Origin of the sequence: Pseudarthrobacter polychromogenes (assembly GCF_014644495.1) — a bacterium.
Lineage (GTDB): Bacteria > Actinomycetota > Actinomycetes > Actinomycetales > Micrococcaceae > Arthrobacter > Arthrobacter polychromogenes.
Genome location: NZ_BMKU01000006.1, coordinates 109,586 through 133,077 on the forward strand (window position 1 = coordinate 109,586; position 23,492 = coordinate 133,077).

The 23,492-nt window shown below is 64.9% G+C and carries 23 protein-coding genes; 14 read left to right on the plus strand and 9 right to left on the minus strand.

Annotated features, from left to right (window positions below; genetic code table 11):
* The first annotated feature begins 3 nt into the window (after positions 1 to 3).
* The 5 genes from IEX43_RS11525 to IEX43_RS11545 all read left to right on the plus strand — a co-directional run bounded on the left by IEX43_RS11525 (position 4) and on the right by IEX43_RS11545 (position 6,355).
* The gene (locus IEX43_RS11525; protein ID WP_308422231.1) at positions 4 to 1,614 is read left to right on the plus strand and encodes an MFS transporter; all 1,611 of its coding nucleotides are present in this window, start codon (positions 4 to 6) and stop codon (positions 1,612 to 1,614) included.
* Between the two features lie 165 nt (positions 1,615 to 1,779).
* Entirely contained in the window at positions 1,780 to 3,513 is a 1,734-nt protein-coding gene (locus IEX43_RS11530) for an ABC transporter ATP-binding protein (RefSeq protein ID WP_188811160.1), read from the plus strand.
* Complete coding sequence (locus tag IEX43_RS11535) at positions 3,510 to 5,585, plus strand: ABC transporter ATP-binding protein (protein WP_308422232.1); 2,076 nt, start codon at positions 3,510 to 3,512, stop codon at positions 5,583 to 5,585. The genes IEX43_RS11530 and IEX43_RS11535 overlap by 4 nt, the downstream gene beginning before the upstream one ends.
* 38 nt (positions 5,586 to 5,623) lie before the next feature.
* Positions 5,624 to 6,040: an acyl-CoA thioesterase gene (locus tag IEX43_RS11540; RefSeq protein WP_188811340.1), complete on the plus strand. Its 417-nt coding sequence runs from the start codon at positions 5,624 to 5,626 to the stop codon at positions 6,038 to 6,040.
* Between the two features lie 81 nt (positions 6,041 to 6,121).
* The gene (locus IEX43_RS11545; protein WP_104186210.1) at positions 6,122 to 6,355 is read left to right on the plus strand and encodes a PLDc N-terminal domain-containing protein; all 234 of its coding nucleotides are present in this window, start codon (positions 6,122 to 6,124) and stop codon (positions 6,353 to 6,355) included.
* A 32-nt stretch (positions 6,356 to 6,387) separates the two neighbouring features.
* On the opposite strand, the gene IEX43_RS11550 is transcribed toward IEX43_RS11545, so the two are convergent.
* Positions 6,388 to 8,046 (minus strand): sensor histidine kinase, encoded by a 1,659-nt coding sequence (locus tag IEX43_RS11550; protein WP_188811342.1) that lies wholly within the window; start codon positions 8,044 to 8,046, stop codon positions 6,388 to 6,390.
* Positions 8,047 to 8,139: 93 nt separating this feature from the next.
* Between IEX43_RS11550 and IEX43_RS11555 the strand changes: the two genes are divergently transcribed.
* Positions 8,140 to 8,910, plus strand: a complete 771-nt coding sequence (locus tag IEX43_RS11555; RefSeq protein ID WP_181038099.1) for a response regulator transcription factor — start codon at positions 8,140 to 8,142, stop codon at positions 8,908 to 8,910.
* On the opposite strand, the gene IEX43_RS11560 is transcribed toward IEX43_RS11555, so the two are convergent.
* The 5 genes from IEX43_RS11560 to bioB form a co-directional block, all read right to left on the minus strand.
* On the minus strand, positions 8,883 to 9,293 hold the full coding sequence (locus IEX43_RS11560) for an Hpt domain-containing protein (protein ID WP_188730855.1): 411 nt from the start codon (positions 9,291 to 9,293) through the stop codon (positions 8,883 to 8,885). The two genes, IEX43_RS11555 and IEX43_RS11560, sit on opposite strands and share 28 nt — an antisense overlap.
* A 371-nt stretch (positions 9,294 to 9,664) precedes the next feature.
* Entirely contained in the window at positions 9,665 to 10,093 is a 429-nt protein-coding gene (locus IEX43_RS11565) for a very short patch repair endonuclease (RefSeq protein WP_188811162.1), read from the minus strand.
* A 19-nt stretch (positions 10,094 to 10,112) separates the two neighbouring features.
* Positions 10,113 to 10,547: a pyridoxamine 5'-phosphate oxidase family protein gene (locus IEX43_RS11570; protein ID WP_066273926.1), complete on the minus strand. Its 435-nt coding sequence runs from the start codon at positions 10,545 to 10,547 to the stop codon at positions 10,113 to 10,115.
* A gap of 62 nt (positions 10,548 to 10,609) precedes the next feature.
* The gene (gene bsaP, locus IEX43_RS11575) at positions 10,610 to 10,891 is read right to left on the minus strand and encodes a biotin synthase auxiliary protein BsaP (protein WP_188811361.1); all 282 of its coding nucleotides are present in this window, start codon (positions 10,889 to 10,891) and stop codon (positions 10,610 to 10,612) included.
* Positions 10,888 to 11,907, minus strand: a complete 1,020-nt coding sequence (gene bioB / locus IEX43_RS11580) for a biotin synthase BioB (RefSeq protein ID WP_188811164.1) — start codon at positions 11,905 to 11,907, stop codon at positions 10,888 to 10,890. The genes bsaP and bioB overlap by 4 nt, the downstream gene beginning before the upstream one ends.
* A 441-nt stretch (positions 11,908 to 12,348) precedes the next feature.
* Between bioB and IEX43_RS11585 the strand changes: the two genes are divergently transcribed.
* The 3 genes from IEX43_RS11585 (at position 12,349) to IEX43_RS11595 (ending at position 15,126) form a co-directional block, all read left to right on the plus strand.
* Complete coding sequence (locus IEX43_RS11585) at positions 12,349 to 13,008, plus strand: DUF6318 family protein (RefSeq protein WP_188811166.1); 660 nt, start codon at positions 12,349 to 12,351, stop codon at positions 13,006 to 13,008.
* A gap of 164 nt (positions 13,009 to 13,172) precedes the next feature.
* The gene (locus tag IEX43_RS20295; protein ID WP_229666425.1) at positions 13,173 to 13,931 is read left to right on the plus strand and encodes a hypothetical protein; all 759 of its coding nucleotides are present in this window, start codon (positions 13,173 to 13,175) and stop codon (positions 13,929 to 13,931) included.
* A gap of 124 nt (positions 13,932 to 14,055) precedes the next feature.
* A complete protein-coding gene (locus IEX43_RS11595) occupies positions 14,056 to 15,126 on the plus strand; it encodes an alkene reductase (RefSeq protein ID WP_188811168.1) in 1,071 nt (356 codons plus the stop codon).
* Between the two features lie 218 nt (positions 15,127 to 15,344).
* Here IEX43_RS11595 and IEX43_RS11600 read toward each other — a convergent pair whose 3' ends face one another.
* Positions 15,345 to 15,662 carry a hypothetical protein gene (locus tag IEX43_RS11600; RefSeq protein WP_104186219.1) on the minus strand — a complete coding sequence of 106 codons (318 nt, stop codon included), beginning with the start codon at positions 15,660 to 15,662 and terminating at the stop codon, positions 15,345 to 15,347.
* A gap of 134 nt (positions 15,663 to 15,796) precedes the next feature.
* On the opposite strand from IEX43_RS11600, the gene IEX43_RS11605 reads away from it, so the two are divergent.
* Complete coding sequence (locus IEX43_RS11605; RefSeq protein WP_188811170.1) at positions 15,797 to 18,232, plus strand: Tex family protein; 2,436 nt, start codon at positions 15,797 to 15,799, stop codon at positions 18,230 to 18,232.
* Positions 18,233 to 18,248: 16 nt separating this feature from the next.
* On the opposite strand, the gene IEX43_RS11610 is transcribed toward IEX43_RS11605, so the two are convergent.
* The gene (locus IEX43_RS11610) at positions 18,249 to 19,046 is read right to left on the minus strand and encodes a ZIP family metal transporter (RefSeq protein WP_188811172.1); all 798 of its coding nucleotides are present in this window, start codon (positions 19,044 to 19,046) and stop codon (positions 18,249 to 18,251) included.
* A gap of 111 nt (positions 19,047 to 19,157) precedes the next feature.
* Between IEX43_RS11610 and IEX43_RS11615 the strand changes: the two genes are divergently transcribed.
* Positions 19,158 to 19,478 carry a hypothetical protein gene (locus IEX43_RS11615; protein ID WP_188811174.1) on the plus strand — a complete coding sequence of 107 codons (321 nt, stop codon included), beginning with the start codon at positions 19,158 to 19,160 and terminating at the stop codon, positions 19,476 to 19,478.
* A 28-nt stretch (positions 19,479 to 19,506) separates the two neighbouring features.
* Here IEX43_RS11615 and IEX43_RS11620 read toward each other — a convergent pair whose 3' ends face one another.
* On the minus strand, positions 19,507 to 20,268 hold the full coding sequence (locus tag IEX43_RS11620; RefSeq protein WP_188811176.1) for a YqjF family protein: 762 nt from the start codon (positions 20,266 to 20,268) through the stop codon (positions 19,507 to 19,509).
* A gap of 254 nt (positions 20,269 to 20,522) precedes the next feature.
* Between IEX43_RS11620 and IEX43_RS11625 the strand changes: the two genes are divergently transcribed.
* The 3 genes from IEX43_RS11625 (at position 20,523) to IEX43_RS11635 (ending at position 23,490) form a co-directional block, all read left to right on the plus strand.
* Positions 20,523 to 21,302, plus strand: a complete 780-nt coding sequence (locus IEX43_RS11625) for a glycosyltransferase family 2 protein (protein ID WP_229666426.1) — start codon at positions 20,523 to 20,525, stop codon at positions 21,300 to 21,302.
* 2 nt (positions 21,303 to 21,304) lie between these two features.
* Entirely contained in the window at positions 21,305 to 22,300 is a 996-nt protein-coding gene (locus IEX43_RS11630; protein ID WP_188811346.1) for a glycosyltransferase family 2 protein, read from the plus strand.
* A 98-nt stretch (positions 22,301 to 22,398) separates the two neighbouring features.
* Positions 22,399 to 23,490: a hypothetical protein gene (locus IEX43_RS11635; RefSeq protein WP_188811180.1), complete on the plus strand. Its 1,092-nt coding sequence runs from the start codon at positions 22,399 to 22,401 to the stop codon at positions 23,488 to 23,490.
* The last annotated feature ends 2 nt before the right edge of the window (positions 23,491 to 23,492 follow it).

The window sequence follows — 23,492 nt, forward strand, 5'->3', positions numbered from 1 at the left end:
CCTATGGCCAGAACTGCCGCCCCCGCCACATCAGCAGGCGCCCCCGCGGGCACTCCGCCCGAGATGTCCCACCGCCAGATCATGGAAGCCCTCACCGGGCTCCTCGCCGCCTTCTTCACGGCGATCCTCAGCAGCACCATCGTGGCCAACGCGCTGCCCACCATCATGTCCGACCTGCACGGCACCCAGACCGACTTCGCCTGGGTCATCACCGCCGCGCTGCTGGCCAACGCCGCCACCACCCCCATCTGGGGCAAACTCGCCGACCTCTACAACAAGAAGGTCCTGGTCCAGCTCAGCATCATCATCTTCGTTGCCGGCTCCGTCATGGCCGGCCTGTCCGAAACCATCCCGCTGCTGCTGGGTGCCCGCGTGATCCAGGGCGTGGCCATGGGCGGACTCACGGCACTGTCCCAGGCCATCATCGGCACCATGATCCCGCCGCGGAACCGAGGGAAATACTCCGGGTACATGGGCGCGGTCATGGCAGTCGGCACCGCCGGCGGACCGCTGCTGGGCGGCTTCATCGTGGACAGCCCGCTCGGCTGGCGCTGGACCTTCTTCGTCTGCGTGCCGCTCGCCGTCGTCGCCCTCATCCTGCTGCAGGTCACCCTCAAAATCAGCCACGTCCGCCGTCCCGCCAAGATCGACTGGCTGGGCTCCATCCTGCTGACCTCCGGTGTGAGCCTCCTGCTGATCTGGGTCTCGTTCGCCGGCAACCCCGCCTACTACGACTGGATTTCCTGGCAGACGGCCGCCATGGTGGGCGGCGGCATCCTCCTGCTGGCCCTGCTGGTACTGGTGGAATCCAAGGTGGAGCAGCCCATCATCCCGCTCAAGATCATCTCCGAACGCACCACGGCACTGGCCATCCTCGCCTCCGTCGCCGTAGGCGTGGCAATGTTCGGGTCATCCACCTTCCTGGGCCAGTACTTCCAGGTGGCGCGCGGCGCCAGCCCCACGGAAGCCGGGCTCCTGACCCTTCCCATGATCGCCGGAAACCTTGTTGGTTCAGTGGCCTCGGGACAGCTGATCAGCCGGACGGGCAAGTGGAAGGGCTACCTGATCGCCGGTTCCATCCTGCTGATCGGCGGGCTGGGACTGTCCGGAACCTTGGACCACACCACAGAACTCTGGCACGCAGGGGTCTTCACCGCAGTGCTGGGCCTTGGCCTGGGCATGCTGATGCAGAACCTCGTTCTGGCCGTGCAGAACACTGTCCGGGCTTCAGACATCGGCACGGCAAGTGCATCGGTTGCCTTCTTCCGGTCCGTGGGCGGCGCCATCGGCGTCTCCGTCCTGGGCGCCATCCTGGCAAACCGGGTCAGCGAGCTGGCCACGCAGGGCTTGGCAACCGCAGGCATCCCCGTTGAGGGAGGTACGGCCGGTGCCAGCATGGACCTGGCGCACATGCCGGAACCTGTCCGCGACATCATGCGGGCCGCCTACGGTGACGCCACCGCGGAGGTGTTCCTGATCTCCGCCGCCGTGGCCGTCGTGGCGCTGGTGTCCGTACTGTTCATCAAGGAGAAACCCCTCCGGCGCACCGTGGACATCCAGCCGGGGGCCGAGGGAAAGAGCACGACGGCGGAGCGCGCCCCGGCTGGCAGGTGACCCTGAGGGGTAATCCCCGCGGATGATCTTTCCCTGCGCCTGTTTCACCACAGGAAGGAGTTTCGTAGAGTGGGAAGGCTGAGGATGTCCGCCCCGGCTGCTACTACTTAAGCCTCCTACTCTTGACGAACCCATCATCGAACTCATCCCTAAGGACCCGTGGGCATGCTCCTCACCCTCATACGGCGGTTTTCCAGGCCGTATAGGCCGTTCATCGCGGCCGTCATTGTGTTCCAGCTGGCGTCCACCATCGCGGCGCTGTACCTGCCCAGCCTGAACGCCCAGATCATCGACCAGGGGGTGTCCCGCGGGGACACCGACTTCATCTGGCGGACGGGCGCGGTGATGCTGGCGGTGGCGTTCCTCCAGGTGGGCACCGCCATTGCAGGTGTGTACTTCGGCTCGAAGACGGCCATGGCCATGGGCCGTGACCTGCGCCGCGGGGTGTTCCGCAAGGTCACCAGCTTCTCGGCCATGGACGTCAACGCCTTTGGTGCCCCAACGCTCATCACCCGCGGCACCAACGACGTCCAGCAGGTCCAGATGCTCGTGCTGATGGGCCTGAACTTCATGGTGGCAACGCCCATTATGTGCATTGGCGGCATCATCATGGCGCTGCGCGAGGACCTCAACCTGTCCTGGCTGGTGTGGGTTTCCGTGCCCCTCCTGACCGTGGTGGTGGGGTACCTGGTGGTCCGGCTCATGCCGATGTTCCGGTCCATGCAGAAAAAGATCGACCGCATCAACGCCGTCCTGCGCGAGCAGATCATCGGCATCCGGGTGGTCCGCGCCTTCGTCCGGGAGCCGTATGAAACGGAGCGCTTTGGCGGAGCGAACAAGGAACTGACGGATGTCTCGCTGAAGATCGGCGCCCTGTTTGTCCTGATGTTCCCTGCCATCGGCATGATCCTCCACCTGTCCACCGCGGCCGTGCTGTGGTTTGGCGGGCAGCGCGTGGACTCCGGCGAGATGCAGGTGGGCGCCCTGACCGCCTTCCTGCAGTACCTGCTGCAGATCCTGATGGCGGTCATGATGGGCACCTTCATGGCCATGATGATCCCGCGCGCGTCAGTCTGCGCGGACCGTATTGGCGAGCTGCTCGACGTCGAGCCCTCCATCCACGATCCTGAACGCCCGGAGGTGCCGGGCACGCTGGCCGGCGTGGTGGAGTACCGGAACGTAACCTTCGCCTACCCTGGCGCCGAGTCGCCGGTGCTGAGCAACATCAGCTTCACGGCACAGCCCGGCCAGACCATCGCGATCATCGGATCCACCGGCTCGGGAAAAACCTCCCTCCTGTCCCTCCTGCCCCGGCTCTACGACCCCGCGGAGGGGGAGGTCCTGCTGGACGGGGTCCCGGTCAGCAGGATGGACCGGGCCGACATCACCCGGCGGGTGGCCATGGTGCCGCAGCGGCCATATCTCTTCTCCGGAACCATCGAGCACAACCTGAGGTTCGGAAAGACCGGGGCCACTGACCAGGAACTGTGGGACGCACTGCAGGTGGCGCAGGGCGACGAGTTTGTCCGCGCCAAGAAGAACGGCCTCGGATCCCGCATCTCCCAGGGCGGGACCAACGTCTCCGGCGGCCAGCGCCAGCGCATCTGCATCGCCAGGGCACTCGTGAGCAGGCCCCGCGTGTACCTCTTCGACGATTCTTTCTCCGCACTGGACGTGGCCACAGATGCCCGGCTCCGGGCCGCGCTGAAGGGCATCACCGCAGACGCCACCGTGATCATCGTGGCGCAGCGGATCTCCACCATCACCGAAGCGGACCAGATCCTGGTGCTGGACAACGGACGCATCGTGGACCGCGGTACGCACCAGGAACTCCTGGAAACCTCGCCCACCTACCAGGAAATCGTTGAATCCCAGCTGAGCGTGGAGGAAATGGCATGAACGCCCGCAGGAAGGACTCCACCGAGATCAGCGAAGCAGCAGCTGCCCAGGACGCACCCGACGCGGAGCTGGTGGACAAACCCGTCGAGGACGACGACTTCGTGGAGGAGGAGTTCAAGCCCTCCGAAGCCGACGGAGACATGTTCGGCGGGATGCCCGCCAAGAAGGCCCAGCACTTCTGGCCCTCCGCCAAGCGGCTGATGGGGCTGCTGAAGCCTGAGGCACTGGGAATCTACGTGGTGGTGGGCATGGTGGTGATCGCCGTGGTCCTGAACGTCATCGCCCCCAAGATCCTGGGCCAGGCCATGGACGTCATCTTCGCCGGAGTGGTGGGAAAGCAGCTTCCGGCAGGCGCCAGCAAGGAACAGTTCGTGGACGGTCTGCGCCAGCAGGGCCAGGACAACTTTGCGGACATGGTCTCCCGGATGGAACTGGTGCCCGGCACCGGCATCAACTTCGACAAGCTCAGCATGCTCATCGCGGTGGTCCTGCTGATGTACTTTGTGGCCAACATCTTCCTCTGGCTGCAGGGCTACGTGCTGAACCGCATCGTGATGAAGGTGATCCGGCGGCTCCGCGATGACACCGAACGGAAGCTGAACCGCCTCCCGCTCAACTACTTCGACACCCGCCAGCGCGGCGACGTGCTGTCCCGGGTAACGAACGACGTCGACAACATCCAGCAGGCGCTCCAGCAGGCCTTCGCCCAGCTCATCAACTCGTTGCTGACCGTCATCGGCATCGTGGTGATGATGTTCATCGTGTCCTGGCAGCTGGCCCTGATAGCGCTGGTTGCCCTTCCCCTCTCTGGGGTGGCAGCGGGCATGATTGGCGTGCGCAGCCAGAAGCTCTTTGCCGCCCAGTGGAAGAACACGGGGGCGCTGAACGGGCAGATTGAGGAATCCTTCTCGGGGCATGACCTGGTGAGGGTGTTCGGCCGCGACGCGGACATGCTGGAACGGTTCGAGGAACGCAATGAGGAACTGTGCAAGGCCAGCTTCGGGGCGCAGTTCGTCTCCGGCATCATCTTCCCGGTCATGCAGTTTGTTTCCTACCTCAGCTACGTGGGCATCGCCGTGGTGGGCGGATTGCGGGTGGCTTCCGGGTCCATGTCCCTGGGCGACGCCACCGCGTTCATCCAGTATTCCCGCGAGTTCACGCAGCCGCTGGGCCAGATGGCCGGCATGGCAAACATGCTGCAGTCCGGCGTGGCCTCCGCTGAACGGGTCTTCGAGTTCCTCGACGCCGACGAGCAGGACGAGGAAACCGCCACCGAGCACCTCCCGGCCAGGACTGACGGGCACGTTGATTTCAACAACGTCACCTTCAGCTACACCGAGGACAAAAAACTGATCGAGGATCTGTCCTTCACCGCCGAACCGGGAAACACCGTGGCCATCGTGGGGCCCACCGGCGCCGGAAAGACCACCCTGGTCAACCTGGTCATGAGGTTCTACGAGCTCAATGCCGGATCCATCATGCTGGACGGCGTGGACATCACCCACCTCAGCCGCTCCGAACTCCGCTCCAAGGTGGGCATGGTGCTGCAGGATGCCTGGCTGTTCGGCGGGTCCATCTACGACAACATCCGCTACGGCAACCTCGAAGCCACCGAGGAACAGGTGATGGCCGCCGCCAAAGCCACTTTCGTGGACCGCTTCGTGCGGGCCCTTCCGGAGGGCTACAACACCGTCATCGACGAGGAAGGCAACAACGTCAGTGCCGGCGAAAAACAGCTGATCACCATCGCCCGTGCCTTCGTGGCGAATCCCTCGCTGCTGATCCTCGATGAGGCCACCAGCTCCGTTGACACCCGCACCGAGCTGCTGGTGCAGAAGGCCATGGCCGCGCTCCGCACGGACCGCACCAGCTTTGTGATTGCCCACCGGCTCTCAACAATCCGCGACGCCGACACCATCCTGGTGATGGAAAACGGCAGGATCGTGGAACAGGGCAACCACAAGGTCCTCCTCGCCGCGAGAGGCGCGTACTACCGCCTGTACATGTCCCAGTTCGCCGGGTCGGACGCAGAGGACGTCCCGGTGGACGATTCGACGGCGGTGCACAGTTGAGCAGCAACGGAAGCCAGCGGATCGAGGTCCTCATCCCCATGCGCTGGGGAGACATGGACGCCTACGGGCACATCAACAACGTGCAAATTGTCCGGATGCTTGAGGAAGCCCGCATCGCGGCCTTCGGCCCGCCCCGCGGTGCCGGCCTGCCCGGAGTTGACCCGCACGTCTCCCTGTTCAACGACGTCCCGGACGGCACCATGGCTTTGGTGGTGGACCACAAGATCCGGTACGTCAGGACTCTTGAGTACCGGAACGTGCCGGCCGTGGTGCAGGTGTGGATTGGCGCCGTCAAAGGGGCCAGCTTCGACATCCACTACCTCATCCAGGACCCGGTCACCCTGGAGGACTGCGTCAAGGCGAGCAGCCACCTGGCGTTCGTGGATGAGGCCACAGGCCGCGTGCAGCGGCTGACACCTGAACAAAAGGAACGCCTGGCGCCGTACACGGCCTGACGCGAATGGGCCGGTACCGGCACGCCCCGTTGCGCAGGAGCAGCAAGCACCGGAAACTGAAAACCTAAACAAGGAGCAAACATGGCCCAGAAAAAGACCTGGAAAGAAATGTCCCCGTCAGCAAAGGCCGGCACCATCCTGGTGGCCATCGCGCAGGTGTCCCTGCTGGTGGCAGCGCAGCGGGACATTTCGAAGCGGCCCGCAGCACTCATCAACGGTCCCAAAGCCGCATGGCGGGCAGCATCCTTCATCAACTTCATCGGCCCCGTGGGCTACTTCACCTTCGGCCGAAAGCGTCCCGGCGCCGGCAAGTAGCGGCACCGGGGCTGCCGGGGGGCTAAAGAGGACTAGACCGGCACCCGGAACATGAAGGTGGTCCCTTCGCCCAGGGCGCTGTCCACCTCGATGGTCCCCCCGTGTGCCTCAACGATCGCCTTGCTGATCGGCAGGCCGAGGCCCACGCCGGGGATGGCTGTCCTTCGGACAGTGCTGGCGCGGAAGAACTTGGCGAAGACTTCGGACGCGTCTTCCGGGCTCAGTCCCATGCCGGTATCGGTGACCCGGCAGGCCAGGTGCCCGTCCTCCTCCGCGAGTGAGACCATCACGCTGCCGCCGTCGGGGGAGTACTTGATGGCGTTGGACACCAGGTTGTCCAGCACCTGAGAGATCCTTGGCCCGTCCACGTGGGCCTCCAGCCGGTCCGGGGTATCAGCCTCCAGCGCCACTCCCGAAGCTGCTGCCCGGGGGATGGCAGAGGAAACGCTGGCGCGCACCAGTTCTGCCACGTCCACGGCCTCGGGCGTCACGATCAGCTGGCCGTTCCGGCTGGACAGCAGGTCCGATACCAGCGTCAGGAGCCGTTCGGAGTTCCGGCGGATGATTTCCAGCATGTCACGCTGGGTGTCCTCGGGCTCGTCGCCAAGAAGGATTTCCACGTAGCCCAGGATCGAGGTCAGCGGCGTCCGAAATTCGTGCGAGACGCTGGAGACGAAATCATCCTTGGCCGTCAGGGCGTTCACCAGGTCCGTCACATCGCTGAAGACAATCACAGAACCGGCAAACGCGCCGTCGTCGTCCTTCATGGCCCGGGCGGTGGTCACGAAGGCGCGCTGTTCTCTTCCGGAGCCCAGCCAGACAAGGTAATCGGTGAAGGTTTCCCCGAGGACGGCGCGGCGGACCGGCCGCTGCTCAACGGGAACCAGCGTCACGCGGTCCGGCCCGAAGACCAGCAGCTGGGACTCGTTCGGATCCGCGATGTCCTTGGGCCGGGCGAGTTCGTGGTTGATCCGCTGCCTTCTGTTCATCAGGACGTCGTGCCCGTCCGCGTCGACCGCAAGGACCCCCAAGTGGACAGTGTCCAGGATGGTGTTCAGGAGCGCCCCCTGGCGCTGGCTGGTGCGCAGGTTGTCCTGCAGTTGGGCATCCTTCTCCTCAAGCGCGCGCTGCTGCCGCGTCATGCTGAGCGTCAATACGCTGACGGACACCCCGATGCCGAGCATCATGACCGGAAGGAGCAGGGACCGCGCCAGGTCCTGGGGCGTCGGGCTCCCCTCCAGCAGCAGCGGGACCCAAATGATGGCAAGCGGGGCCAGGAAGGACAGCCACAGGGATGTCCGGGGGTAGTATCCGGACGCGCACAGCCAGATCACCGGGAACACGGCCAGCAGGCTGATCCCGGTGAGGCTTTCCTGCCCGCCGCCCTCCCGGCCCACGGCGATGGAGACAAAGTCCAGCAGCGGAATGATGAGGAAACTCGTGTACGGCAGCCGGTCCCACGGAACCAGGTAGCAGAGGGCCATGATCACCAGCTGGGACACCAGGAAGGCCACGAACAGCGGGTTGTCCATGGTGACGGGGAAAAACGCCCACACCAGGAATGCCGTGAGGAGCGTTGTCACGAACAGCGGCATCTGGCTCAGCGCCACCCGGTCCGTCAGCCGGTACTCGTGGAAGGGCCGCCGGAAGAACCTCAGCTTGCCCGAGGACCAGGCCACAGGGTGGTCCATGGCGCGGAACTTGCGGGGCGGGGTGTGTGAAGCCATGCCAGCAGGATATCGGCAGCCAGCTATACTTCAGACGTTGGCTGCTGAGGGGGCGCTATGAGTGATGCACGAGTGGGACTGGTCATCGAGGATGACCACGACATCCGGGAACTGGTACGCACCGTGCTGTCCCAGGCCGGGTTCGACGTAAGCGTTGCCAGCAGCGGGGCAGAAGGTGTCCTCGTGGCTAAGACCCTCAATCCGGATGTCATCACCCTGGACCTCGGACTTCCGGACATCGACGGGTTTGAGGTCTCCCGCCAGATCCGAGAGTTTTCGGACGCCTACATTGTGATGCTCACGGCCCGCACCGAGGAGCTGGACACCCTGATCGGGCTGGAGTCCGGGGCTGACGACTACCTCACCAAACCGTTCCGCCCCAGGGAGCTCCGCGCCCGCATTGCCGCGATGATGCGCCGCCCCCGTTCTGTCGCCGATCCTGCTGACGCCATGCCGGGAGATGCCGCGGCCGATGGCGGAGCCGCCCACCCTGAGCGCGGGAACTTCAGCCACAACGGGCTGGAGCTGAGCTACGCATCCCGGACCGTGGTTGTTGACGGCAAGGAAATGAACCTGACCCGCACGGAGTTCGAACTCCTGCACGCCCTCCTGGAAGCCGGCCGGACAGTCCGGACCAAGTCCGACCTGGTCCGGCGGCTGCGGGACGAGGATTACGACGTCGGCAGCTACATCAGCGAGGCAGACGAACGGTCCGTCGAGGTCCACATGGGCAACCTTCGCAAGAAGCTGGGCGACTCACCGCAGAAGCCGCGCTGGCTCCAGACCGTCCGTGGCGTGGGTTACCGCCTGGCTCCGGGCGAGCACTGAGACTGCAGGCGGTGCATGGTTTGCCGGCTGCAAAGGTTGATGGGCCGGAGGAATGCGGCGGCCAGTTGCGGCAGGACGACTGCCACATCTGAGTGGCGGGCTTCGCTGCGGAGCTCACCCTCCAGGTCCATGGCCAGACCGGCCAGCCGCTCGGCGCCCACCATCTGGCTGGAGGTTTTCAGGCTGAGGACTGCGTCCACCGAACCTTCCAGGTCTCCCGTGGTCAGCGCCAGCCGGAGGCGTCCAATCCGGTGCGGCAGGTACTCGATGAAGTTCCCCACGAAGACCTTGCAGTACCCCTCGTCCTCCTCCAGCTCCTCCCTCAACCGGTCGAGAACCGACTGGTCCACCAAGGGCCGGGGGGCATCATCTGCGGCGCTCATGACGGTCCTTTCGGCGGGAACAGTCCCTTCCTGGAAGGGGGCGGTTACGTGGGGCATTTGTTTCACTTCAGGTTAGGGGCGTTGCTTTCGCGCGACGGGTTTTGGAAACAGAATTGTGGGTTTCTTGATGAGACTGCGGGTTTACCCCTCCGCCGTGGGCACGTGGTTTTTGTGCCCGGTTTTGCGCCCGGTTCCCAGCATTGGGAGCGGTTGCAGCGGGGCCGAGAACGGGGTGGCGGTTTGCCTGGATTTGAACCCATCCATCCTTCCTGCCAGCACTCAAGAACTGCGGCGGGAATGCCTAAAGATTGGCTCAAGATGCCGTGAAAGCGGCGAATCCTGGTTGGGAGCAGGCACGCAGGAGCGGCGATTCAGCGGCCGGTTTCCAGGAACCGCACCAGCTCGGTTTCCAGCGCGGAGCTGTCCTTGAGTTCGCATTCCCACACGGTGAGGACCTGCCAGCCGGCCTCTTCCAGCAGGCGGCGTTGATGGGCGTCCCGGTCGCGGGTCCGGCTGCGCTTGGCGGCCCAGAATTCAGCGTTGGCCTGGGGCGCGTGCAGGCCCACGCGGCAGTCATGGAAGTGCCAGAAGCAGCCGTTGACAAAGATCACCTTGCGGCGGCCGGCGAATACCAGGTCCGGGTTGCCGGGCAGGCGGGTGGCGCCGGCTCTGCCGTGCAGCCGGTAGCGGTATCCCTTGGCATGGAGGAGCCTGCGCACCAGCAGTTCCGGCTTGGTGTTCTTGCCCCGTATCCGGGACATGTTCCAGCTGCGCCGCTCAGGAGTGAGCTTGTCCGCCATGCCTTCAGTCTAGGAGCTCCTAGATTTCGCGCTCCGGCTGTTCGCCGAATTCGAAGTGGCGGCCGCTGACGGACGTCGGCTCAATCTCCACGTAGAAGTCTTTCAGGGTGGGTACCCAGGTCTTCAGCCCCAGTTCCTCCACCGCTGCCAGTTCCGCAGAGTTGCTGAGGACGCGCGCTTTTCCACGCAGCACCACGGACCAAGCCTCCTCCGAGAGGATGCCGTCCGTTTCGAATAGAACCGTGGAGTTGATGGTCAACTGGGCCAGCTTGTTGCCAGGAGCCGTCCGGAGATAGATTTTCCGGTTGGCGGTGACGTAGTTGACCGGGAAGATATCCGGCTCTCCCGCGACGGACACCACCAGCCTCCCGTGCTTTGTGCCCTCCAGCAGACGCCAGGACTGCTCGTCGTCGAGTTCCAGAACGGGTTGTCCATCCACATGTTCAAACATCATGACGCCATTCTTCTACGTAATGTAGAAACATGCCAGAGGGTAACAGGAACTTTGGGCGCCGTTCAGGAGGTGACGGTTCCATGCCGTGAGCAGCTGGCAGTCCAGGCATGGGGTGACACCTGGACCTTGAGTCGGCGCCCGCACTGGCCGCAATAGCGCGGCGGTTCCAGCTGAAGCCGCGCAGCGCACTCCCGGTGGGCGGTGCCCGCCACGTGCACATCGCCCGCCTGGAGGACGTTCGACGGCGGTGCGCTCCCGCCGTCGAACGTTTCCGTCGGGTACAACTCGCCGCAGTGGCCGCAGAAGCTCCCGATGAGTGAGCTGGTCGAGCGGTTGGGGATCATAGGGTCTTCTGGAGTTCCTTGATGGGCATGTTGAGGTCCACCAGCAGGGTGAGGTCGGCAGCGGCGGGACGGCCCAGGGTAGTCAGGTAGTTGCCCACGATGACGGCGTTGATCCCGCCCAGTAGCCCCTCTCGGGTACCGAGGTCGCCGAGGGTGAGCTCCCGGCCGCCGGCGTACCGCAGGACGGTGCGGGGCATGGCCAGCCGGAACGCGGCGATGGCGCGGAGGGCATCCTTGCCGTCCATCAGTTGCTGGTTTTCCAGCGGCGTGCCGGGCCTCGGATTGAGGAAATTCAACGGCACTTCGTGCGGTTCCAGGGCAGCCAGTTGCGCGGCCAGCTCTGCGCGCTGTTCGAGTGACTCGCCCATGCCGATCAGCGCCCCGCAGCACAGTTCCATGCCGGCCTCCTTGACCATGGCGCAGGTCTCCAGCCGCTCCTCGTAGCTGTGGGTGGTAACCACCTGCGGGAAGTAGCTCCGTGCCGTCTCGAGGTTGTGGTTATAGCGGTGGACGCCCCAGCTGGCGAGCTGGTCCACCTGGCGCTGGGTCAGCATGCCCAGGGAGCAGGCGATGTTGATGTCCACTTCCTCATTGATGCGGTCGATGGCGAACTTGATCTGGTTCATGAGTTTGATGTCGGGTCCGCGGACGGCTGCCACGATGCAGAATTCAGTGGCCCCTGTTGCTGCTGTTTCCTTGGCCGCCCTGACCAGCTCCGGGATGTCCAGCCAGACGCCGCGGACGGGGCTGTCAAAGAGTCCGGACTGGCTGCAGAAGTGGCAGTCCTCCGGGCAGCCGCCGGTCTTGATGGAGATGATCCCTTCAACCTCCACGTCCTCACCGCAGTGCTTGAGGCGGACCTGGTGGGCAAGCTCCAGCGCGGCGGGGACGGCGGGGTCGGGGAGGCGCAGAACCTCCAGCAATTGAGCCTCCGTGAGGCCGATCCCATCCTCCAGGACCTGCTGCCGCGCGGTCTCCAGGATTGGATATTCCGTGGTGGGGGAAATGGTTGTCATCGCCGTCCTAGCTTTCGGTTGTGATCTCCTTCCGACAGTAATTCCGGTATCTTTAGCCGGTTTTGTGGAAGGGCAACAATGGGCGGTAACGGCTTTTGTTTACGGCAACAGTCAAGGCACAACTCCTCCGAATAACCGGACATGGTGCGGTCGGCGAACGACGCGCCCGACGGCGGCCCGCAGTATGACTCGTCGCCCGCCTCGTCCACGGACAGCCGGGGGAGTTGGCGTTGCCTCCGCAGAAGTAGCTTCTCCAGGGCAGCGCTCTGCCATACCAAATGTGCACCGGCCTTTGTAATGACTTCTTTCAAGGTCTCCAGAGAGTGATCAACCTTGGGCGGGTGTCTGTGGATAAGTCTTATCGCTGAAATGTGACCTGGGCTACCCTTAAGTCATTGTCCGGAGTTAGCCGTCTTGAAACAACTGGGGGATTAGCGGCCCATGACATCAATCAACGTCTCCACGCCTTGGGGAATCCGCTCAGCCGCTGCCGGTGCTGTTGTTGCCGCGGCACTCTTGCTGGCCGGTTGCGCGGGTGGAGCGCCCGCAGATCCAGGCACCGCGTCCTCCACGCCAACGGGCTCGGCCACCACCAGCCCGCCCTCCACTCCGACCCCGACACCCACCGCCGTGTACAAGCCGGCCGACGCCTCCGGCCCCGCCCAAAACGTCCCCGTCCCCGTGCTTCCCGAGGTGGCGAAGACGGAGACGAAGGAGGGACTCGAAGCGTTCGCAAGGTACTGGTTTGAACAACTCAACTACGCCTATCAAACGGGCGACATGACTGGCTTTCAAGGCATGACATCGCCAAATTGCGAGTACTGTTCAAAGATCACTACATCCCTCACCACGAACTATTCAGGTGAGCGTTGGTTGGCAGGTGGAGAAATTACCCTTCCTGTCGCCACAACGTCATTTGAACGGGCCGCTGACGGTAACTATCAGGTCATACTCCAGGTGCAGCAAAATCCGATCAGCTACTACCAGGCGGGTGGCTCGGAATTCCGGGCTGCAAGCGGCGCTTCCAATACGGGTAACGTGCTTTTGGCTACTTTTGAAGATTCTGCCTGGCGCGTCAATGGGCTTCATCCAATCCGCTGATGAGAGCATCAATGCGGACATGGACCAGTCTGGTCATGGTCTTGATGTTGCACTTGGAACTGACGCCTTCAGTACCGGCATCTGTTGATGACGGTACTGAAGCGAATTTCGGCGCAATCGGCGTAGACGTTGGTGGATTGGTCAGGGATCCACTGACAGGAGAGATGGTTCCAGAAGCTCCGGGTGCGGTGCCTACCGACCCGAACGAGTACAAGTACGAACTCCAGTGCCACCTCGGTGGGGGAGACTTCGATACTCCTTGCCTTGGTCGTCAGCTGGAGTGCAAGGATGGGCCGGACGGTGAAGAGGGCATTCCCGTCACCTGGCTCTCCCGGCCCCGAGGTGTGCCCGGCGCTGTTTGGGCTCATCATTCCGGCCCTACGTGCCTTTTCGACGCCAGGCCCGAGGACTTGCTGCCCAGGATCGCAGCTGACATCCAGCGGGAGTTCCAGAGCCTGCCGGTGAATGCTGGAACGGTGGTGGCCCAACCCAGCCCCCACACGTTGAGGGGTGCTGAGACCAACTTTTATGCGGAAGCAGCCGAGCAGCAGTTCGACGTCACCATGTTCGGGCAGCAGGTACACATCGTGGCCACCCCGGTCCAGTACACGTGGGACTACGGCAACGGGACCGTGTTCGGGCCCCAGCCTTCCATGGGCGGGCCGCTGCCCCAGGACCGGTGGGGCGAAAAGACCCGGACCAGCCACGCTTACGGCTCTACCGGCGACTTCCAGGTGGTGCTGACCACCACCTTCCAGGGAACCTACTCGGTCAATGCCGGGCCGCCCCTGCCGATTCCCGGACAGGGCCAGTTCAGCGCTCCTCCACAAACCATCAGCGTGTGGCGCTCGCTGACGCGCAACTACGCGGACGACTGCAACGCCAACCCCCAGGGCCAGGGCTGCCCCGGGACCGCAAGGTAGGCGGCGGCCAATAGCCCCGAAGCCCAACGTCCACGTCCTGTGATTCCCATCGCAACAGGAATAGTTGCAGCTGTATCCCGGTTGGCCAAGGCAGTAGACCTTCAGCCTTCGAAAGGAACCGCGCATGCTGTTTTCCCCCCTCAACCTCGGCGAACTTGAGCTTCCGAACCGCCTGGTCATGGCACCCTTGACGAGGCTCCGCGCAGGTGAGGCAGGGGTCCCCGGCCCGCTCGTCGCAGAGCATTACCGCCAGCGCGCGTCCCTCGGCCTCATCGTCAGTGAAGGAACGTTCCCAACCCCCGCCGGCCGCTCCTACGCCGGCCAGCCCGGCATCGTCACCGAGGAACAGGTTGCCGGCTGGAAGAAGGTCACCGACGCCGTCCACGCCGAAGGTGGTCGCATGTTCGCCCAGATCATGCACGGCGGACGGGTATCGCACCCTGACATCACCGGCGGACTCGAGTTGGTGGCCCCCAGCGCCGTCGCAATCGACGGCATCGTCCGCACCCCGCAGGGCAAGCAGCCCTACCCGGTGCCGCATGCCCTGACCACGGACGAGCTCCCCATGGTGATCCAGGAATTCGTCAACGCGTCACTCAACGCCATCGAGGCCGGATTCGACGGCGTGGAACTGCACTCGGCCAACGGGTACCTGCTGCACGAATTCCTGGCCCCGAACTCCAACGTGCGGGACGACAGCTACGGCGGCTCACCTGAGAACCGTGCCCGGTTTGTCATCGAAACAGTCAACGCCGTGGTGGCAGCCGTGGGCGCCAACCGCGTGGGCATCCGCATCTCCCCGGAGCACAACGTGCAGGGCATCGCCGAGACCGACGCCGCTGACGTCCGCGACACTTACGAGGTTCTGGTGGACAGCATCGCCCCGCTCAACCTCGCCTACCTGAGCATCCTGCACCACGAGCCTACGGGTGACCTGGTCCAGGACCTCCGGGTCCGTTTCGGTGGGACCTTCCTGGTCAACACCGGCTTCGGCGTGATCACCACCCGCGACGAGGCCGCGTCCCTGGTGGACGACGGACATGCCGACGCCGTGGTGGTGGGCCGCCCCGCCATCGCCAACCCGGACCTCGCCCGCCGCTGGAAGGAAAGCCTTCCCCTGAACGAGCCGGATCCCTCCACCTTCTACGCTGACGGCGCGGAGGGCTACACGGACTACCCCGCCTACCAGAACTAGGACGGCAATCAACGACGGCGGCGGCACCCAGCTTGGGTGCCGCCGTCGTTGGCTGCGCGGTGTGCTGTCCCGGCAGCGGGCGCCGCAGGCCATCCGACGGCCTTTGGCTCAAACTCTGGAGATTTGGCCCGCCGGGTCCTCAAGGATGCCGGCGGTGATCAGATCGTACTCCAGCGAATGGACTTTTACTAGGGCCATATTTGAGCTGCTTCAACCCACTACAGCAGCGCCTCCCTGCCGGTCCCTTCCTTCATCACAAGCCTGCCGTCCTCGATCGAAACCAGCACGCTCTTCGGCCTGCCGCTCACCTTGGTGATGGCCTTCAGGCCGCGGTTCGTCACCTCCACGCCCACCTGCGCGCCCTTCGCCGGCAGCTCCACGGACACCTCGTTGGCGATGCCAAGGATCGGATTGGTGGAGACCCCAATATCCCGCCGCGCCTGCTTCCCGTTAACCGTCACGGTGATGTTGGCCTCGTCGAACCCCTCCTGAAAAATGATAAGCAGTTCCCTCATGGTGGCCTCTTCCTCGAGCATTGGGTGCCTGTGACGGCACCTCAACTACAGCACTTTGCCGGCGGCAGCGGAATACCCTTGCCCGGAACAGCCGGGGTGGAGCGGACCCGTGCCCAGCAGTGGAGCCGCGCAACCCGGTAAGGCAAGATGTTCTGGTGACCCAACTGCCGCAGGCCCCTTCCGCCCCGTCCGCCTCCCCGAAAGCGGACGATGCCATCTACAACCAGATCGCCACCGAACTGGGGGTCAAACCATGGCAGGTGAAGGCAGCCGTTGAACTGCTCGACGGCGGATCCACCGTGCCGTTCATCGCCCGCTACCGCAAGGAAGCCACCGGGACGCTGGACGACACCCAGCTTCGTGAGCTCGACGAACGGCTCCGCTACCTCCGCGAACTTGCCGACCGCCGTCGTGCAGTCCTGGAGGCGATTGAAGCGCAGGGCCAGTTGACGCCGGAGCTGACGACGGCCATCCTCGCGGCGGACACCAAGTCCCGGCTGGAGGACATCTACCTGCCGTTCAAGTCCAAGCGGCGGACCAAAGCGCAGATCGCGCGGGAAGCCGGCCTTGAACCCCTGGCTGACTCCCTGCTGAAGCGGCCGGACCTGGACCCGGAACGCGAGGCCGGCAAGTACCTCAACCCCGAACATGCCATTACCGACGCCGCAGCGGCGCTCGCCGGGGCACGCTCCATCCTGGTGGAGCGGGTGGCCCAGGACCCGGACCTGGCCGCCGACCTGCGCGAGCGGCTGTGGGCGCAGGGCCGCATGGTCTCACGCGTAAAGAAGGGGAAGGAAAGCGACGGCCAGAAATTCGCTGACTACTTCGAGTTCGCCCAGGCCCCCGCGGGCATGCCGTCCCACCGGGTGCTCGCGCTGCTGCGCGGGGAAAAGGACGGCGTCCTCGAGCTGGACCTTGCCGAGGCAGATCCACAGGACGACGCCGCCCTTGCCGCCGCGCGCACGCGCTACGAGTCAGCGGTGGCCAGACGCCTCGGGGTCGCCGACCGGGGACGTCCCGCCGACCCCTGGCTGATCCAGACCGCCCAGCTGGCGTGGCGGTCCCGCCTGCTGTCCCGGCTGACGGCCGACCTTCGCGGCCGGATGTTTGCCGCCGCCGAGGACGAAGCTGTCCGTGTGTTCGCGGCGAACCTGCGGGACGTCCTCCTGGCTGCCCCCGCAGGGAACCGGGCAACCCTTGGCCTGGACCCCGGGCTCCGGACCGGCGTCAAAGTGGCCGTCGTGGACGGCACCGGCAAGGTGGTTGCTACCGACACCGTGTACCCTCACGCCCCCTCGCGGAAGTGGGACGAAGCGCTGGCCACGCTGGTCCGGCTGGCGCGGCAGCACAGCATTGAACTCGTGGCCATCGGTAACGGCACGGCGTCCCGCGAAACCGACAAGCTCGCAGCCGAACTGATCAAGCGGCTGCCGGAGGTGGACCGCAAGCCCCAGAAGCTGGTGGTTTCGGAAGCGGGAGCATCCGTGTATTCCGCCTCGGCACTGGCTGCGGCGGAGCTGCCGGGCATGGACGTGTCGCTGCGCGGCGCAGTGTCCATAGCCCGCCGCCTCCAGGACCCCCTCGCCGAGCTGGTAAAGATCGATCCGAAATCCATTGGCGTGGGCCAGTACCAGCACGACGTGACAGCCTCGAAACTGGACCGCAGCCTGGACGCGGTGGTGGAGGACTGCGTGAACGCTGTGGGCGTGGACGTCAACACAGCTTCGCCCGCGCTGCTCAGCCGCGTAGCCGGCGTCGGACCCATGCTGAGCGAGAACATCGTGGCCTACCGGAACGAACACGGGCCCTTCGCCAGGCGCACTGACCTGAAAAAGGTGCCGCGGCTGGGTGCGAAGGCGTTCGAGCAGTGCGCGGGCTTCCTCAGGATCACCGGTGGAGCGGAGCCGCTGGACGCCTCCAGTGTCCACCCCGAGTCGTACTCGGTTGCCCGGAAGATCCGGGCCGCGGCGGGATCAGCCCCGGCCTCCTCCCTGGACCCCCGTGACTTCGTGGACGAGACGTTCGGCCTGCCCACGGTCCAGGACATCCTGTCCGAGCTGGATAAACCGGGACGGGACCCGCGTCCCGCGTTTGCGGCCGCAACCTTCTCCGACGGGATTGAAAAGATTTCCGACCTTAAACCAGGGATGGTGCTGGAAGGAACCGTGACGAACGTTGCGGCGTTCGGCGCGTTCGTGGATGTGGGTGTCCACCAGGACGGACTGGTGCACGTGTCCGCCATGGCCAACCGCTTTGTCTCCGATCCGCGGGAAGTGGTGAAGTCCGGCCAGGTGGTCCGCGTCAAAGTGCTGGAGGCGGACCCGGACCGGAAGCGGATCTCCCTGACGCTGCGCCTCGACGACGAACCCGCCGGCGGCAGGACGGGTTCCGGGCGCGCTGGCGGCAGGGAACAGGGCGCGGGACGCGCCAATGCGCAGAACGCGGGACGCGGCCAGGAGCGGGGCGGCAGTCAGGCGCGGAAGACGCCGTCGTCCGGCCGTCCCGCGGCGCCGCCGGCACCTGCGAAAAAGGAAGCCCCGGTCAATACGGCCATGGCCGAGGCGCTGCGAAAAGCAGGCCTGGGCAAATAGCCGTTTTTTGTGGAGGTTAGGCGAGCGACAGGACGAACGCCAGGATGAAACCCGCTGCGGTGCTGAGGGCCACCGCGGGGCCGCCATGTTCATAGGCTTCCGGCATCAGGGTATCCGCCAAGGATGCGATCACGGCTCCCGCGGCAAATGCCAGCGGTATGGATATGGCTTCCGGGTCAGTCCCGGACAGGGGCCCGGCGCCGAGCACGACGGCGATGACCAGCAGGGCGGCACAGGCCACCCAGAGCCCGATGATGCTTCCGGCCGACCGGCCCTGGCTCCGCATCGAGGCTGAACCCACCAGCGCTTCAGGGAAGTTGGAGACAAAGATCGCGGCCAGCAGTGCCAGCCCGCCCGTTCCTTCGCCCAGGGAGATACCCAGGGCAAGGTTTTCCGGGACTCCGTCCAGGGTTACGGCAGCCAGCAAGGCCAGGCCTGCCGCTCCGGCTGTCGACGCCGAGGTAGGGCGTTTGTCGCTGGCCGCCGCGTCAGTGTCGAGCTTGGCGCTGCCCTGGACCTCGTCCGCCGCCTTGGCCCCTTTCGCGTCGCCGGCCTGGGCCCACCGGTCCAGCATGGCGCTCAGGACAGTAAAGACCACCGCACCCAGCATCAAGCCGATAGCGGCACGGATGATGCCGCCGCGTTCGTACGCGTCCTCGAACAGTTCGAAAGCGAGGGCGGTGATGAGGGCGCCGGCGGCGAACGCCAGGAGCATGGCCAGCAGCCGCTTGGGAAGCTCGAACCGGACGCCGATGATGGCACCCAGAACCAGGGCACTGGATGCTATGACGCCAAACCACAGCGACATCATCATCCGGCAAGTATAGGAGCGTCCGGTTGACGTGGGAAGACGCCGCGTTGGCCCATGGAACACCTCCGCGCAGGCGGGCTTTCGGCGCCGAGGGGATTCTGCAAAGGTGGTTTCATGACGTATTTCCTGGAGTACACGATTCCCGCCGCAGGCGACGACGCCGGGTTTGATTTTCCCCACGACGAGATCAACCCCGGCACCACCATTCCGTTATCGGAGACGGGAGCGGACACCGTGCACACCACGGAGCTCCCGGCCAGGACTGGCATCATCGGTGCCACCGTTCCGGAGGCGAAACTTGAAGCTGAGCAGCTGATCAGCCACAGCCGCGCCTCTGAAGGCTCCCTCTACTTTGACCCGTCCAATTCGCTCCAGTCCGGGGTCGGAACCCTCGTGGCCACCTTCAGCGAAGGCCGGGGCTGGCAGGACGCCTGACTTCCCGGCGCTGGCTTTACTTCCGGCCTCAACCCCGAGCGCCGGTGACCACCCTCGGCCAGCCGAACTGGGTCCGCACCCCGGGCGAGTACAGGACCGATTCTGGCGGGCCGTCCACGTCAATGCCTGCCGAGCTGATGAGTCCATCGTGAAGCTCGTGGAGATCAGCCTTGTGTAATGCCCAGGGTTCATGGGTGTTGGGGATGTGGATGGTCCGCCCCTGGAACCTGCTGTGCAGCCCGAACCGTGCTGTGACGTGGAGGGAAAGGGGGTCGTCAGTAACCGAATGCGGGTCGGGAGTGACGCTGAAGCGGCTGGACGCGCCTTTCCGGAAGCGGCTGACGGAATAGCCGCTGGGGCCGCCGCCCACGTCTTCAGGCGGTGTTCCCCATGACCGGATGCGGGACCACACATAAGGTATCCCCGCTTGCCGGGCAGCCAGGACAACGGGCAGCCGGTTCGCGTCAAGGCTCAGGAACACCACGCCCCTGGTTCCGTCCGGCTCCCGCGAGTAGAGGCGCACGTTGACCTCGTTGAAGCTGCCCAGGTACGGAATTCCGGGGCCGCGACCTATTCCGGCGCCCTTCATGCGGAAGCCGATGAGGCCCACCCAGGAAGAGCCGTCGAATACGTCCGGCGCCACCCCTGGCGGCATGAACCGGGCAGCGGATGATTCCGGGATCCGCCAATGCAGGAAAACCGCGTCAAGCCAGCGCTGGTCCATGATGGCCGGCAGTGGCAGGTCAGGCGGATCGGGCCAGAGGGCAGCGGCGCTCGGGCGTTGTTCCATGGCCAAATCCCTACGTAGGACGCGATATTAAAGCGAGTACACATTACTGGTGTCTACCTTGCGGGGCCGACTCTATGCTCAACCTACCCGGGGCCGAGGAAGGAACCAAGGCCCGGTGATTGCTCCTGCAGTGGGGCGTCCAGCGGCCGGAGTTCTCTAAGTGCAGTGAAGTGGTGAGGCGTTTGTCCATTTCCACCCAGCCCCCAAACTCTTTCTTTAAGCCTTCGGCAGCGCCGGAGGGAGCATCCATCAGCGTGGTCATTCCCACCCTGAACGAGGCCCAAAACATCCCCTGGGTCCTTCGGCGCATGCCGTTGTATGTGGACGAAGTGGTGATTGTTGACGGCCGTTCCACGGACAACACCGTCGGGGTGGCCCAAGCACTGCGCAAGGACATCGTGGTGGTGAACGAGCCGCGCAAAGGCAAAGGCGTCGCGCTGCGGTCAGGATTTGCCGCGGCCACGGGCGATATCATCGTCATGCTCGACGCCGACGGAAGCATGGATCCAAGGGAAATCGGCTGGTTCATTTCTCCACTCCAGCACGACTACGACTTCGTCAAAGGCTCCCGGTACGTCACGGGAGGGGGGTCGGAGGACCTGACGTGGCTGCGGCGCACAGGAAACCGTGCCCTGACCGGGCTGGCCAATGCGGTCCTGCACAGCAACTACTCTGATCTTTGCTACGGCTACATCGCATTCCGGCGGGAGTGCCTGGAAGTCCTGCAGCTGGAATCCGACGGATTCGAGATCGAGACTGAGCTGATCGTCCGGGCCGCCAAGGCCGGCCTCCGGATAGCCGAGGTCCCCAGCCTGGAGTTGAACCGCATCTCCGGGGCATCAAACCTCCAGACTTTCCGGGACGGCTGGCGGGTGCTGGGGACAATGGCCCACGAGTGCCTCCTCTGGGAGGCCCCCACTGCCGGTGCACGCCCCGAGGCGCTGCGCCGCGTGAAGTACGCCTATGCCAACGTGAGCTTTCCGCGAACGCCCACCGATCCGATGAGCGTCCTTCCTGCCATAAGCGTGGCGTGAACATGACGCATGTGGTGTTCCCTACGGTCACCGTGATCATCTGCGCTTACACGGCTGAACGCTGGGTGTGGCTGCTGGACGTCATCGATTCCCTCCGCTTGCAGACCTGGGCACCCAACGAAGTCTTCGTGGTTGTTGACCACAACGAGGAACTCTTCGAGCAATTAGCCAGGACCGTCCATGACGTCACCGTGGTCCGGAACACCGGCCCCCGCGGACTTTCCGGGGCACGCAACACTGGCGTGGGCCTGGCGGACTCAGACGTCGTCGCCTTTCTCGACGATGACGCAGAGGCCGCACCGGACTGGCTGGAACGCCTGATCACTCTGTACGACGATCCCGAGGTGCTCGCAGTGGGCGGGCGGGTGGAACCTGTCTGGGAGGCGGGCCGTCCCGGGTACTTCGGCGAAGAGCTGGACTGGATCGTTGGCTGCAGTTACCGGGGCCTGCCAAGGGTTGCAACCGAAGTCAGGAACGTCATTGGTGCCAATATGTCGTTCCGGCTCGATGTCATACGAACGGTGGGCGGTTTCAACCTCTCCTTGGGCCGGCGCGGTTCCATCCCGCTGGGCTGCGAGGAAACCGAGATCTGCATTCGGTCGAAGATGGGGGCGCCCGGATCCCGCATCGTTTACGAGCCGGCCGCGCTGGTGCGACACCATGTACCCGCCAGCAGGGGAACGGTCCGCTACATGCTTTCAAGGTCCTGGTCGGAAGGTATCTCCAAGGCCCAGGTCAGCCGCATAGTCGGGCACAAGCGGGCCCTGGGCCCCGAGCGCAGGTACGTCCGCAGAATCCTGCCCCGGGCCATCTTTGCAGGGATGAGGGACTGGAGCCGTGGCGATCCTGCCGGCCTTGGCCGCGCGGTTGCCGTGGTGGCGGTGGTGGCCTTTACGTCTGCGGGGTACTTCCGGGGACGCCACCTTGCCCACTTTCCCGGGCGCCCCCTGGACCAGCCGGTCCTGGCCGGGGTCAGTCCGTGGCGGGAGGTGCAGTGAACGTCTCCACCTGCCACCGCGACGCCACCGCGGACACCGTGGACACGGCCGGCGCCGTCCACATCATCTGACCGACACCACCCAGACAGGGGACGACAATGCGCACCTCGCAGACCAACGCACTGCACTTCGATATCCACGGCCGCGTCACCATCCGCGTCGACGCCAAGGCGCCGGCGGCACACCAGCTCCGGAGCATGTTGGCCTGTTTCGCCACCGACGCAGAGCGGCCGGCCGACATCGTCGTCGACGACCAGCCGGAGCCGATGCCTGATGCGGGCCTGCTCGAGCACGAGCTTGCCTACACGGAGGACAGCGTCCGCTTCAATGCCGACAGGGTCCAGGTGGTGAGGGACGGAGAACAGTGGCGCATCCACGGCGCGGGCGAGCTGCTGACCTCCGTGGTACCTGTCCTGGACGCCGCCATGATAGGCCGGGGGGCCGCCATGATCCACGCGGCAACGATGGCTTACCGGGGCCAGGCCATCGCGCTTCCCGCCGCCGGGGGGACCGGCAAAACGAGCACCGCCGCCAAGCTGATGCGCCGCGACGGGTGGTCGTTCATGGGTGACGACTGGGCCTTCCTCGCCGAGGACGCCACACTGCTTGGCTACGCAAAGCCGATGTTCATCAAACCCCATCACCGGGCCATCTACCCGCACCTGTTCGAAGGTGTCCGGAAGCCCCTCGTGCCGTCGCGGCTCTCGCAGGGCGTCGGCAGGCTCACCACAATCGTGCACCCGTACGTCATCCGTTATCCGCGCCTCGCGGACTTCTCCCGGAGATGGTCGCCGGAGCACCGCATGGTGACGGCGGAGACCGCGTTCCCCGGACGGAAAGTCACCACAGCGGCCCCACTTGCGGCAGCAGTGTACGTCGAGCGCTTCGAGGGCACACGGACCCGGATTCTCGAGCGGACAGCCGATTGGATGGTCGACCGCATGATCGGCAACTTCCATATCGAGATGGCAGGTTTTTCGCAACAGGTTGTGACCGGCCTGGCGGCCACGTCCGTCGTCCCGTGGCGGGAGCACTTCGCGGCCAAGGGGGTTGTGTTGAGCAAGGCACTCGACGGACGGCCCTGCCACCTGCTGCAGGTGCCTTCCGCGTACACGGCAGACGAGGCATCGGACGACATTGTCCGGCATCTCGAACAGTTGCTGCCGTCTGTCCTCGACGAGCAGGCCTAGGG